Below are 12,455 nucleotides of genomic sequence, written 5' to 3'. Positions count from 1 at the left end.
AGGCTTTGGCGTCATGCGCGCCGTGCTGATCGTCAACCCCACCGCGACCTCAACCACCACAGCGGGGCGCGACCTACTTACACACGCGTTGCAGAGCCGCCTGGATCTGACCGTCGAGCACACCCGGCATGGCGGCCACGGCGGCGAGATAGCTCAGGCCGCGGTACAGGACGGCGTCGACCTGGTCGTCGTGCACGGCGGTGACGGCACCGTGAGCAACGCGGTCAACGGCATTCTCGGCCGACCGGGACAGCGGCCCACGGGGCACATCCCGGCGCTGGCAATCGTCCCCGGCGGCTCGGCGAACGTGACGGCGCGGTCACTGGGCATCCCGCCGGGTCCGATCGACGCCACCAACCAGCTCATCTGGCTGCTCGACAAATACGGCCCGGAGAAGAACTGGCGCCGGATCGGGCTGATCGACTGCGGCGAACGCTGGGCGGTGCTGAACGCCGGCATGGGCGTCGACGCCGAGGCGGTGGCCAAGGTGGAGAAGCAACGGGAAAAGGGCCGCAAGGTCACGCCGACGCGCTACATCCTCGCTGCGACCCGGGCCACGATCGGATACTCCCGCAAGGAACCGCGGCTGACCGTCACGCTGCCGGGACGCGACCCGATTTCGGGCGTCTACTTCGTTTTCGTTTCCAACTCCAGCCCCTGGACGTTCGCCAACGAGCGCCCGATGTGCACCAACCCGGGCACCAGCTTCGACGCCGGCCTGGGGGTGTTCGGCGTCACCCGGTTGAAGGTCATCCCGAGTCTGCGGCTCGTTGCGCAGATGTTCTCCAAACGACCGAAGATCGAGGGCGATCAGGTGGTGCGCGACGACGACGCGGCCTGCGTGCAAGTGACCTGCGCAGATCCGCCGATGGCGTGCCAATTCGACGGCGACTACCTCGGGGTTCGCGAAAAGATGACATTTCGGGCCGTTCCTGATGTGCTGGACGTCGTCGCACCGCATCCGAAACAGCTTCCTGACCTGCAACGGTAGCCGAATGTGGCCAAAAGCACTGGTCAGGCCCGCCGCGAGTGTAGTACAAACGATTAAGAGGTTTGGTAACAGATCTCTAAAGTGAGATAGACCACGGACCAACGAGCACTCTTGACATCTGTTGAGCCTGTGAAACGATCAAATGAACGCACGCAACGGTATGACAACTTTTGTTGTGCCTGCGTTAACAGCCGAAGAAAATCATTCGTGCGCATTGCTGCGCACACAGTGAGGAGTAACGACTTATGGATTGGCGCCACACCGCGGTCTGCCGCGACGAGGACCCGGAGCTGTTCTTCCCTGTCGGGAACAGCGGACCGGCCCTCGCGCAGATTGCTGACGCGAAACTGGTCTGTAACCGCTGTCCGGTGACCACCGACTGCTTGTCCTGGGCACTTAACACCGGTCAGGACTCCGGCGTGTGGGGCGGAATGAGCGAGGATGAGCGGCGCGCCCTCAAGCGCCGCAACGCTCGGACGAAGGCCCGCAGCGGAGTCTGATCAAGACCCTCGATGATGCGGCCTCGACGAAATGTCGGGGCCGCATCATTGTGTGCGGGCCTATTGCATGGTGCGGACCCGGCGGCCGATCGGGACACGCAGCACAACGTCGGTCCCGCCTTCGGGGGCATCCCGCATATCCAGCGAGCCGTCCAGCTCAGCGGAGACCAGGGTTCGCACGATCTGCAGACCCAGCCGATCGGACTTCTCGACGCTGAACCCTTCGGGCAGGCCTCGGCCGTTGTCGTGAACCACGACGTCCAGCCAGCGTGCTGACCGTTCGGCACGAATCGTCACCGAGTCGCCGGCTGCGGCGGCCGCTTCGCAGGCCACCGGGTCGAAGGCGTGCTCGATGGCGTTCTGCACCAGCTCGGTGATCACCATGACCAGCGCGGTCGCCCGGTCCGAGTCCAAGACGCCGAGCATGCCGGTGCGGTTGATCCTGATCGGCGCGTCCACCGTCGCCACGTCGTTCATGATCGGCAGAATCCGATCGATCACCTCGTCGAGGTTGACTTCCTCGTCGACCGACATCGACAACGCGTCGTGGACCAACGCGATCGACGACACCCGGCGCACCGATTCGATGAGCGCCTCTCGACCTTCTAGATTGCTGGTCCGGCGGGCCTGCAGGCGCAGCAGCGCCGCGACGGTCTGCAGGTTGTTCTTCACCCGGTGGTGGATCTCCCGGATGGTGGCGTCCTTGGACATCAGGGCGCGGTCTCGGCGTTTGACCTCGGTGACGTCGCGAACGAGCACCGCGGCCCCGGCCGCTGAGCCGTGTACCACCAGGGGCAGCGTCCGCAGCAGGATCGTCGCACCGCCGGCATCGACCTCGATGCGCATGCTGGCGCCACCGGCCAGCGAGTTCAGGACGTGTTCGGCGAGTTCGTGAGCCTCGAACGGGTCGGAGATCAGCGGCCGGGTGATCGCGATCAGGTTGTGGCCCTCCAGCTCGGAGGTCAGGCCCATCCGGTGAAAGGCGGACAACGCGTTCGGGCTGGCATACGAAACCTCGCCGACGACGTTGAGCCGAATGAATCCGTCGCCCACTCGCGGGCTCGAGCGTGACATCGCCAGATCGCCGACGTTGGGAAAGGTGCCCTCGGACAGCATGTGCACGAGGTCGGCGGCGCAGTCGAGGTAGGCGGTCTCCAGCGGGCTGGACTTCGGAGTGTCGGCGACGGCCGTCTGATGGGTCAGCACGGCGACTACCCGGTCGCCATACCGAACCGGCACCGCCTCGATGTTCACTCCGGTCTGTTGCCACGAATACTGTTGGCCCGCATCGCTTTCCAGGCTGATCGCGCCCGAATCCAGCGCCGCGGCGATCAGCGGCATCCGGTCGGCGTCGACGACGGTGCCAACCGCGTCGCGCAGCAGAACTGTGGGCGCGGTATTCGGTCGGCACTGCGCGACGCATACCAGCGAACCGTCGTCGCGGCGCACCCACATCAGATAGTCGGCGAACGACAGATCGGCGAGCAGCTGCCATTCACCCACCAGCGCGTGCAGATGATCGACGGCGTTGCCCGGCAGAACGGTGTGCTCGGCAAGCAGGTCACCCAAAGTCGACATCGGCGACTCCCGCCATCAGGTCCGGACGGGTCAAGGGCTAGCTGATGACGGCGATGAGGTCGCCGGCCTGGATGACGTCTCCGACGGACACGCTGACTTTGCTGACGGTGCCCGCGACTTCAGCCAGAACCGGGATCTCCATCTTCATCGATTCCAGCAACACCAAAGTGTCGCCCTCGCCGATTTGGTCGCCCTCGTTGACCACGACTTCGAGCACGCTGGCCACGATCTCTGCCCGGACGTCCTCGGCCATCCTCACCCCGTTCGTCACCAACCCGGTATTCGCAAATTGCGTGACCCCATCGAACCACAATCGAAATTCCCCAGTTGCACGGGAGCAAAGGCGATCGGCCGGGCGTGTCGACGTTGGCCCGAATACGGCTACCAGGCCGTCTCCGCGGCGCGTAATCGCAGCGTGATGGCGATGTGACCAAAGATAAGCAAACTCCAAGAATGGTAAGCCGATCTATAGAGTCCGTCCGGTGATCGTGTCGTGATGCTGTTGTGACATTTGAGAAGCAGAGTGTCCAAAGTGAATGGAGTGCCCAGAGAAGACCGAGTGACTGAGCCGATACTGAGGAGAATTCCGTTGTCCGAGAACATGTTTGCGCATTCCGCAACTCGCGGGCCCCTGACCCGCATGGCCACCGGCATCGGCGCCGCGGTGGCAGCAGTCGCCACGATCGGCCTGGGTGCCGGCGCCGCTGCGGCCGCTCCCCAGCAACCATTCGCCGCGGATGATCCGCTCCCCGGATTGCCCGGCGCGGGTAACGCGGTGAACATCGCGAACTCGCTCTTCGGCTCGCTCAGTGGGCTGATGAACAACGTGCTTCCGGGGACCGGTGACCTGCTGATGCCGGCCACCGGTGCACTCGGTGGCGGAGGGCTCCCGGGTGGGCTCGGCGGTGGGCTCCCGGGTGGCATCCCCGGTGGCATCCCCGGCGGGATTCCCGGTCAGACCCCCGGCCTGGGCGGCTATCCCGGTCAGACCCCCGGCCTGGGCGGCTATCCCGGTCAGACGCCCGGCCTGGGCAGCTATCCCGGCGGCCTGCCGGGCCAAATCCCTGGCGGCCTCCCGGGTCAGACGCCGGGCTATCCCGGCGGACTCCCCGGCCAGCTGCCCGGGCAGACGCCCGGCTTGGGCGGCTACCCCGGCAGCACTGTGCCCGGCGCTCAAGGCCCGCTGGCGCCCGGCGGTCTGGGTCCGGCCGCGCAGGCCGGCCAGTCGGGTCCGATCGCATCCGCCGGTGCCACCGGCGGCACTCTGGCACACAGCGCGGTGCCGGTGGTCTAGCCGTTTTCTGCCTGACGCCTCCGGCATGAAAGACTGGGCGTCAAGCAGACCTGCGAGGAGGACCCATCATGGCCAAGCGTGGCCGAAAGAAGCGCGACCGCAAGCACAGCAAGGCCAATCACGGCAAGCGGCCGAACGCATAACGACCAACGAAGGCGCGGACCGTCCGACAGGCGGCCCGCGCCTTCGTCTTTTGACGATCGAGGTGCGGCTTAGAACTGACCGCGGATGATGGTGGTCCGGCTGATTTCGAAACGCAACCGCTCGCGCAGACTATCCGGAGCCCTCTCCCCGCTGCACTTGGTCGCGATCAGACCCTTGATCCGCTCCTCCAGCCCGTAGAGCTGGAAACACGGCGGGCAGTCTTCGAGATGCTGCCTGAGCTTCGCTTTCTTCTCCGCGGTGCACTCGCCGTCGAGCAGCGTCCACACTTCGGCGATCACCTCGGCGCACTCGGCCTTGATGGGCGGGATCGCGCCACCGGCATCTTTCGAGACGTCGCTCACGACGACACCTCCTCGGGTGCCTGGTCACCACGAATGAAGCCGCGGTCCTTGGCCACATCGGTCAGCAACTCCCGCAGCTGACGCCTGCCGCGGTGCAGTCGCGACATCACCGTCCCGATCGGGGTGCCCATGATCTCGGCGATCTCCTTGTAGGGAAAGCCTTCGACGTCGGCGTAATAGACCGCCATCCTGAACTCTTCGGGTAGCGCCTGCAGCGCCTCTTTGATCTCGGTGTCGGGCAGTGCCTCGAGCGCCTCGACCTCGGCTGAGCGCAGCCCGGTCGACGAATGTTCGGCGGTGGCCGCCAGCTGCCAGTCGGTGATCTCTTCGGTCGGATACTGCGCCGGCTGACGCTGCTTTTTGCGGTAGCTGTTGATGTAGGTGTTGGTCAGGATGCGGTACAGCCAGGCCTTGAGGTTGGTGCCCTCCCTGAAGGAGCGGAAACCGGCGTAGGCCTTGACCATGGTCTCCTGCAGCAGGTCCTCGGCGTCGGCCGGATTGCGGGTCATCCGCAGGGCACCGCCGTAGAGCTGGTCCAAAAGGGGAATCGCGTCACGCTCGAAGCGCGCGGTCAGCTCGGCGTCGGTCTCGTTCGACCGGTCGCGTCCACGAGTCTCGGTGAAGTCCTCGGCGGCCGCCGCGATCCCTGAGTCTGTCGCGCCATCGATGTCGGCCATATTGGGTAACAGAGTCCCTTCTGTCGCGATGCCGCTGAACAGGTCCATCAATACCGGACCCGATTCGCGAAGGCTGGTTGCCGTCGACACCCGACTCCCCTCTCCCAATCTAAATGCTGCTACCGACATATGTCTGCCCGACTAGACAGCAGCATCAACAGCGACGATCGCCGGGCTATTTCCGGGCCGCCGATCGGGGGCGATTGTGAGCAGCGTTACTGTGACGCTCATGTCACTCAAGGGCAAGACCATGTTTATCTCGGGTGCCAGTCGCGGAATCGGTTTGGCCATCGCCAAGCGTGCCGCGCAGGACGGCGCCAACATCGCGCTGATCGCCAAGACCGCCGAGCCGCACCCCAAGCTGGAGGGCACGGTGTACACCGCCGCCAAGGAACTGGAGGAGGCCGGCGGCCAGGCACTGCCGATCGTGGGCGATGTCCGCGACCCGGAATCGGTCGAGTCGGCGGTGGCCCAGGCTGTCGAGCAGTTCGGGGCCATCGACATCTGCGTCAACAATGCGTCGGCGATCAACCTGGGCTCGATCACCGAGGTGCCGATGAAGCGGTTCGACCTCATGAACGGCATCCAGGTGCGTGGCACCTACGCGGTGTCGCAGGCCTGCATTCCGCACATGAAGGGCCGCGAGAACCCGCACATCCTGACCCTGTCGCCGCCGGTGCTGCTCGGCAAGGAATGGCTGAAGCCGACGGCGTACATGATGGCCAAGTTCGGAATGACACTGTGCGCGCTCGGAATCGCCGAGGAAATGCGCGAGGAGGGCATCGCGTCGAACACCCTGTGGCCGCGCACGCTGGTAGCCACCGCCGCGGTGCAGAATCTGCTCGGCGGCGCCGAGGCGATGGCCCGTGCCCGCAAGCCGGAGGTCTACTCCGACGCCGCCTACGTCATCCTTAACAAGCCGTCCAAGGAGTACACCGGCAACACCCTGCTGTGCGAGGACGTGCTGGTGGATTCGGGCGTCTCGGACCTGTCGGTCTACGACTGTGTGCCGGGCGGCACCCTCGGCGTCGACTTCTGGGTGGACGGGGTCAACCCGCCGGGTTACACGCAGCCTTCGTAGGGCCCTGATCGTGGCGGCGACGCCCGCGCTCGCGGCGTTGGCCGATGCCGGCGTGCCGCACGAGGTGGTGAAGTTCTCCCACGACCCGCGGGAGCGCGCGTTCGGGGATGAAGCCGTGCGGCAGCTGACCTCCACGGGTGCGGTATCGCCGGCGCAGATCTACAAGACGCTCGTCATCGCGATCCCCGACGGGCTGGCCGTTGCGATACTGCCGGTGCCGGCGCGGTTGTCGCTGAAGGCCGCCGCATCGGCGCTGGGGGTCGGCAAAGCGACTCTGGCCGATCAGCGCACCGCCGAGCGGGCCACCGGCTACGTGCTGGGCGCGGTGTCGCCGTTCGGCCAACGCACGCAGCTGCCGACGGTCATCGACTCCGACGCGCTGGCATGCGAGCGGGTGTACTGCAGCGCCGGCCGGCGGGGCTGGGATGTCGCGGTGGCGCCCGCGGACCTGATCAGGCTCACCGGCGCGGTGGCCGCGGCTATTCAGGCCTGAGATCTGGCCAGCATCGTCCGCACGCTGTCGGCGAACGCGGCGGTGGTGAAGCAGGTGGGCTCGGCGAATTCCTCCATCGTCAGCGACTCGTGCCAGCCGGCGTCGGCGGAGGCGCGTAACAGCGGCTTGGTCATCGCGACGGCGTGGCTGGGCATCGCGGCGACCCGTGTGCACCACTCGTCGGCGGCGACCAGCAGTTGGTCGTGTGCGACGACCTGCTGCACGAGGCCGAGCCGCTGCGCTTCGTGGGCGTCGATGTGCTCGCCGCGCAGGTAGTAGGCCAGCGCGCCCTGATAGCCGAGCCGGCGGGTCAGCGCCCAGCTGGTGCCGACCTCCGGCAGCAGGCCGAGCCGGCCGAACGCGGGCACGATCACTGCGCGCTCGCTGGCGATGGCGATGTCGCAGCTCAGCGCCCAGGCCAGGCCGACGCCGGCGGCAGGCCCGTTGATCGCCGCCACGTAGATCGTGTCCGACCCGGCGATCAGCCGTGCGACGCCGCCGAACTCGCGACGGATCCAGCGCCAGACGTCGGCCACACCCTCCGGTCGACCCGGATTCTCGGTCGCCATCCGCATCATCTTCAGGTCGCCGCCCGCGCTGAACCCCGGGTCGCGGCCGGTGAGCACCACGCTACGGACATCGGAATCGGCGGCGAGATCCTCTATCGCGCAACGTAATTGCCGTACCAACGGAGCGGACAGCACGTTGAGCCGGTCGGGTTCGTCGAGAATGACGATCGCCCGGTCGCCGCGGTGTTCGACGGTCACCCGTCGCGGTGCCTCGGGATCGTCGCCGTCGGCGACCAGGCTGCGATATAGCGATTCGGCTTCACTCGTCATTGGCTGTCCTCAGTAGTGTTGGCTCGCAGCGCCATCCACGCCGCGTCGGCGAAGGTCTTGACCACCCCGCGCGGCATTCTCGGCTCGTCACCGGCGATCCAGTACCTGCTGAAATCCTGAGCGGGGCCGAACCACAGTGCGGCCGTGACGCCCGCCTGCATCGGCCGCAGCACGCCGTAGGTGTGATGTGGCCGCCACCAATCCCGCACCGCGGCGAAGAACACCCGGTTGGCTTCACGCAGCGCGGCGCTGTCCAACCAGTCACCCAGCAACAACGCCGCCTCGTTGCGGTGGGCGGCGACCCACCGTAAATGATGTGCGACGCCGCCGCGGATGCCCGCCTCAGCGGCGTCGTGCCGACGCAGCATCGCGATGAAACCCGTTTGGTATTCGCTCATCAGCTCGGCATAGACCGCGGCCGCCAGCGTCGGCTTGTCCGGGAAGTGGTGGTAGAGCGCCCCGACGCTGACGTCGGCGTCGCGCCGGATCTCGTCGAGCGTCGCCGCCAGGGCCCCGTCGGCCGCGAACCGGCGGCGGGCCGTCAGCAGCAGCCGGCTCCGGGCATCACGGACAACAGATCGTGGCACGAGGATTACTCTAACTGAACCGAGGAATTCTCGGCTAACTGGTCAGGAGAACGCGCTCTGCCCAGTGATGTGCCGGCCGACGATGAGGGACTGGATTTCCGCGGTTCCTTCGTAGGTGACCAACGCCTCCATGTCGCACAGGTGGCGCATGACATGGAAGTCGAGCAAGACCCCGTTGCCGCCTAATACGTCGCGGGCCAGTCGACACACGTTGCGGCCCTTGACCGTGCAGTAATACTTGGCGAGCGCGGCCATCGTCTCTTCGGCCTTGCCGTCGTCGATGAGCCGGGCCATTCGAATCGCGTACAGCTGCATCGAGGTGAGATCACCGAGCATCTCCACCAGCATCGACTGGATGACCTGGGTCCGGGCGATTGCCCTGCCGAACTGCCTTCTCCGCAGGGCGTAGTTCAGGGCGATGTCATAGGCCGCGACGGCGTGTCCGGCCGACCCCCATGCGACGGAATTGCGGGTGCCCGCAAGCACTTTGCCCACATCTTTGAAGCTGTTGCAGTTCTGCAGTCGGGCGTCTTCGGACACCCGGCAGTCGGTGAGGGTGATGTCCGCGTTCTGAACCATCCGCAGCGACATCTTGCCGCCGATCTTGGTCGCCGCGTAGCCAGGGTTCTCCTTCTCCACCACGAACGCCTTGACTTGGTTGTCTGCGGTGTCGCGGGCGTAGACAACGATGTAATCGCACCAGACGGCGTTGCCCGGCCAGCGCTTGCGTCCGTTGAGCACCCACTCATCGCCTTGCCGCTCCGCGGTGGCCTCCAAGATGACGGCGTCCGAACCGTGCTCGGGCTCGGTCAGGGCGAACGCGCCGATCTTTTCCAGGCGCGCCATCGCCGGTAGGTAGCGTTGCCGCTGTTCCTCGGAGCCCAGAATGTTGATCGACTGCATCGCCAACCCGAGGTGTACTGCGAAGAACGTGGCCATGCTCCCGTCGATGCGGGACAGTTCATAGGTGACGAGGCCGGCGGCGACCGCGCTCATCGGTGTGCACCCGCGGTCGCCCAGGTTGTAGTCGCCGATAATGTTCAGCCTGGCAAGTTTCGGTATCAGGTCGAACGGGAATTCGCCGCGCTCCCAATACTCGTTGACCATCGGCAGGATCTCCGCCTCGCCGAACGCCCGGACCTCGGCAAAGATCGCCTTTTCCGGGTCGGTCAGCTGATCGGCCATCAGGAAATAGTCGGTCTCCCGGGCAACGCCGATGTCCCCGACGAGCGAGGCGGTGGCTGGATCGGCGTCCTTTGCACCTCGTGTCTCAAACGAGCTGAGCGGTGTTGGCATCGTTGTCATGGTTATTCCCAGGTCTTTGTTAGTTGCTGCGGCTCAAGGCCGCTCGCCGTGTTCGTGCAGAAATGCCTCGATGACGGGCACGAGCTCGATGGCGTTGTGCACAAGATCGATGTGGCCGCCGCTGTGTTGGTGCAGTCGCGAATGGGGTAGCAATGCGTTCATGATGTGGGCGTTGACCATCGGGATGATCGGATCATCGGTGCCCGCCACGATCAACGTCTGCTGCCGCACAGCGGGCAGCGCGAAGAGGCTGGACCACACCGAACCCGCGAGAAGTTGGTGTAGGTAGCCCATCTTCGATCCGGCGTGCAACTGCTGGAGAAATAGTCGCGCCACATCGTCTCCGTGAGCGCGGACGGTGCCGCCGTACAGCTCACCGGCAATGGACGCTGCGTAGTCCGGATCCGAAAACCTGCGGGGGGTGGCCATTTTCGCCAGCACCCGCGGATGAGCAGGCACCATCAGCGCACCGGTACCTGTCGCCACCAGAACCAGGCGGCGGCACCGGCGCGGGTTCTGGAAGGCGAACTGCTGCGCAAGCGCCCCGCCCCAGGACAGCCCCAGCACGTCCACCACGCCGATTCCCAGCTCGGACAGCACCCGGCCGAGCACCCAGGCAAGGTACGGGAACCCGTAGGGAGCAGGGGATGTGGGCGATCCGCCGGCTCCTGGCACGTCGAATCTGACGACAGTGGTATCCGGATCCAGCTGCTCCACCAGTGGGTCAAGCACTTCCAGGCTCGCCCCGATGCCGTTGCACAACACCAGCGGCACACCGGTTCCCCACCGCACGTTCACCCGGATCCGCTGCCCGCCGGTGGCGACGTAGCACTCCTCGCCAAATTGACTCACGGGTACCGCACGAAGGCGTCGCCGATCGCGGGCCTCTCGACGCTTGTCGCCAACTTGTGACTTCACTTTTCCATCACGTAACTACCCGGAGCGGGGCCCAGCGGCGGAAGGTCCTCCCCACCAAGCGCTTTTGGAGCGTCAACCTCTGCACCACTGCGCTCGGCCAGCCAGGCCGTGTAGTCCGGCCACCAGGAGTCGGCGTGCTTCTCGGCAGAGTCCAGCCACTGTTGAGCATCCTCGGCGTCGACCGAGCCAGTGCGGAACGACGCCTTGGGGTTACCTGGCGGGTTCACCAACGCCGCGATGTGACCGTTGGTGGACAACACATAGCGGTTGTCCTTGCTGCCCAGCAGTCGCGCACTGCGATAGGTGGCCTGCCACGGGGAGATGTGATCGGCGATGCCACCGACGATGTAGGCGTCTGCGGTGATCTTGCCGAGGTCCACCGGGCTGCCCAGCATGCTGACCCCACCGGGCGTGACCAACGCATTCCGCAGTCCCATCAGCACCAGGTCGCGGTGCAGCGCGGCGGCCATCCGGGTGGTGTCGGCGTTCCAGAACAACACGTCGAACGCCGCGGGCTTGCGGCCCTGTACGTAGTTGTTCACCACGTACCGCCACACCAGGTCGGTCGGACGAAGCCAGGCGAACATCTCCGCCATGTCGCGTCCGTCCAGGAAACCCTTCCTCGACGAGACTCGAATCGCCGCCTGCGCTGCGCGGTCGCTCATCGCGGCGGCCGCAAATCCGGCGCGAGTCTCATCCAGCACGGTGACCGCCAGGTTGAGGCCCGCGACCCGGTCGCCCTCGCCGATCTCGGCGAGATGAGCCGCCGTCATCGCTGCCAGAATGCCGCCCGAACAGGTGGCCAACAGGTGCGTGCTGTCGGTCCCGGTGATTTTCTCCGCTGCGTCCATCGCCTCCACGATCGCCGCCCCATAGGTATCGAAGCCCCAATCCCGATGGCGGGCTTGCGGGTTCCGCCATGAAATTGTGAAGACCTGCTGGCCCTGCTGGACGAAGTACTCGATCATGCTGCGCCCGGGGGCGATATCCATGACGTAGTACTTGTTGATCACCGGGGGCACCATGAGCAATGGGATCGCACGCACCTTGGGTGTCTGCGGGGCGTACTGGATTAATTCGAACACCGAGGTTTGCAGTACGACGGCCCCTTTGGTGACAGCCAAGTCCTCCCCCACCGCATAGGCGTCGGGCTCGATCATCGCGGGCACCCGGGGCTTCGAAAGCATGTCTCGGGCAAAGGCCCTCGCGCCGCGTACCGCGCTCAGGCCGCCGGTGTCGATCAGCGCCTTCCAGCCGAGCGGACTGATCAGCGGGTTGTTGCTCGGCGCCAGGCCTTCGACAAAATTGTCGATAACGAACTGCATCTTCTCTTTGTCGCGCCAATCCAATTGGGCGTCCGCGAGTAACTCCTCAGCGGTCTCGGAGCCCGCCAGATAGGCCTGCATGATCCTGTGTAGCAATGGATTCTCCTGCCATGCAGGGTCGCTGAAGCGCTTGTCGGCGCGTCCCGGAGCGCGGTGCGACTTGCCCACGGCGATGTTGCCCAGCTCACGGGTCAGCGCGCCCACTCGGTCGGCCACCGCGCCGGGGTGCTGAGCGAGGTTGCCGGCGAAGCGGGCCCAGGTGGCGTTCGGCATCATCCGGCTGGCGAAGGGCTTTGTGGCGCTGGTGAGAAGCAGGTCGAGCGGTGCAGCCAGCTCGTCGACTTTGGCCGTGGTTGTCATG

15 protein-coding genes are annotated in these 12,455 nt (G+C 65.8%); 6 read left to right on the top strand and 9 right to left on the bottom strand.

What is annotated here, in order from left to right; translation table 11 throughout:
• Positions 1 to 13: 13 nt before the first annotated feature.
• Both G6N27_RS22685 and whiB1 read left to right on the top strand, forming a co-directional pair.
• A complete protein-coding gene (locus tag G6N27_RS22685; RefSeq protein WP_163780326.1) occupies positions 14 to 991 on the top strand; it encodes a diacylglycerol/lipid kinase family protein in 978 nt (325 codons plus the stop codon).
• A gap of 245 nt (positions 992 to 1,236) precedes the next feature.
• On the top strand, positions 1,237 to 1,491 hold the full coding sequence (gene whiB1, locus G6N27_RS22680; RefSeq protein ID WP_163780324.1) for a transcriptional regulator WhiB1: 255 nt from the start codon (positions 1,237 to 1,239) through the stop codon (positions 1,489 to 1,491).
• 60 nt (positions 1,492 to 1,551) lie between these two features.
• Here the strand turns inward: whiB1 and G6N27_RS22675 are convergent, their stop codons facing one another.
• Together G6N27_RS22675 and G6N27_RS22670 are read right to left on the bottom strand one after the other, a co-directional pair.
• The gene (locus G6N27_RS22675; protein ID WP_163780322.1) at positions 1,552 to 3,069 is read right to left on the bottom strand and encodes a sensor histidine kinase; all 1,518 of its coding nucleotides are present in this window, start codon (positions 3,067 to 3,069) and stop codon (positions 1,552 to 1,554) included.
• A 37-nt stretch (positions 3,070 to 3,106) separates the two neighbouring features.
• On the bottom strand, positions 3,107 to 3,322 hold the full coding sequence (locus G6N27_RS22670) for a biotin/lipoyl-binding carrier protein (RefSeq protein WP_014208824.1): 216 nt from the start codon (positions 3,320 to 3,322) through the stop codon (positions 3,107 to 3,109).
• Positions 3,323 to 3,628: 306 nt separating this feature from the next.
• On the opposite strand from G6N27_RS22670, the gene G6N27_RS22665 reads away from it, so the two are divergent.
• Together G6N27_RS22665 and G6N27_RS25745 are read left to right on the top strand one after the other, a co-directional pair.
• Complete coding sequence (locus tag G6N27_RS22665) at positions 3,629 to 4,363, top strand: hypothetical protein (protein WP_163780320.1); 735 nt, start codon at positions 3,629 to 3,631, stop codon at positions 4,361 to 4,363.
• A gap of 68 nt (positions 4,364 to 4,431) precedes the next feature.
• A complete protein-coding gene (locus G6N27_RS25745; protein WP_011728008.1) occupies positions 4,432 to 4,506 on the top strand; it encodes a 50S ribosomal protein bL37 in 75 nt (24 codons plus the stop codon).
• A gap of 69 nt (positions 4,507 to 4,575) precedes the next feature.
• On the opposite strand, the gene rsrA is transcribed toward G6N27_RS25745, so the two are convergent.
• Positions 4,576 to 4,869: a mycothiol system anti-sigma-R factor gene (gene rsrA, locus G6N27_RS22660; RefSeq protein ID WP_163780318.1), complete on the bottom strand. Its 294-nt coding sequence runs from the start codon at positions 4,867 to 4,869 to the stop codon at positions 4,576 to 4,578.
• Positions 4,866 to 5,546 (bottom strand): sigma-70 family RNA polymerase sigma factor, encoded by a 681-nt coding sequence (locus tag G6N27_RS22655; protein ID WP_163782203.1) that lies wholly within the window; start codon positions 5,544 to 5,546, stop codon positions 4,866 to 4,868. The genes rsrA and G6N27_RS22655 overlap by 4 nt, the downstream gene beginning before the upstream one ends.
• A gap of 229 nt (positions 5,547 to 5,775) precedes the next feature.
• On the opposite strand from G6N27_RS22655, the gene G6N27_RS22650 reads away from it, so the two are divergent.
• Together G6N27_RS22650 and G6N27_RS22645 are read left to right on the top strand one after the other, a co-directional pair.
• Positions 5,776 to 6,627 (top strand): SDR family oxidoreductase, encoded by an 852-nt coding sequence (locus tag G6N27_RS22650; protein WP_163782201.1) that lies wholly within the window; start codon positions 5,776 to 5,778, stop codon positions 6,625 to 6,627.
• Between the two features lie 4 nt (positions 6,628 to 6,631).
• On the top strand, positions 6,632 to 7,120 hold the full coding sequence (locus G6N27_RS22645; RefSeq protein ID WP_163782199.1) for an aminoacyl-tRNA deacylase: 489 nt from the start codon (positions 6,632 to 6,634) through the stop codon (positions 7,118 to 7,120).
• On the opposite strand, the gene G6N27_RS22640 is transcribed toward G6N27_RS22645, so the two are convergent.
• The 5 genes from G6N27_RS22640 to G6N27_RS22620 all read right to left on the bottom strand — a co-directional run bounded on the left by G6N27_RS22640 (position 7,111) and on the right by G6N27_RS22620 (position 12,454).
• Entirely contained in the window at positions 7,111 to 7,959 is an 849-nt protein-coding gene (locus G6N27_RS22640) for an enoyl-CoA hydratase/isomerase family protein (protein WP_163780316.1), read from the bottom strand. The two genes, G6N27_RS22645 and G6N27_RS22640, sit on opposite strands and share 10 nt — an antisense overlap.
• Positions 7,956 to 8,546, bottom strand: coding sequence for a TetR/AcrR family transcriptional regulator (locus G6N27_RS22635; protein ID WP_163780314.1), 591 nt, complete (start codon positions 8,544 to 8,546; stop codon positions 7,956 to 7,958). The genes G6N27_RS22640 and G6N27_RS22635 overlap by 4 nt, the downstream gene beginning before the upstream one ends.
• A 42-nt stretch (positions 8,547 to 8,588) precedes the next feature.
• Complete coding sequence (locus tag G6N27_RS22630) at positions 8,589 to 9,842, bottom strand: acyl-CoA dehydrogenase family protein (RefSeq protein ID WP_163780312.1); 1,254 nt, start codon at positions 9,840 to 9,842, stop codon at positions 8,589 to 8,591.
• 42 nt (positions 9,843 to 9,884) lie between these two features.
• A complete protein-coding gene (gene phaZ / locus G6N27_RS22625) occupies positions 9,885 to 10,703 on the bottom strand; it encodes a poly(3-hydroxyalkanoate) depolymerase (protein WP_163780310.1) in 819 nt (272 codons plus the stop codon).
• Positions 10,704 to 10,765: 62 nt separating this feature from the next.
• The gene (locus G6N27_RS22620) at positions 10,766 to 12,454 is read right to left on the bottom strand and encodes a PHA/PHB synthase family protein (protein ID WP_163780308.1); all 1,689 of its coding nucleotides are present in this window, start codon (positions 12,452 to 12,454) and stop codon (positions 10,766 to 10,768) included.
• Position 12,455 lies beyond the last annotated feature (1 nt).

It is taken from the genome of Mycobacterium cookii, from assembly GCF_010727945.1.
In the GTDB taxonomy this organism is placed as follows: Bacteria; Actinomycetota; Actinomycetes; order Mycobacteriales; family Mycobacteriaceae; genus Mycobacterium; species Mycobacterium cookii.
This window is presented reverse-complemented; position numbering and strand designations above follow the sequence as displayed.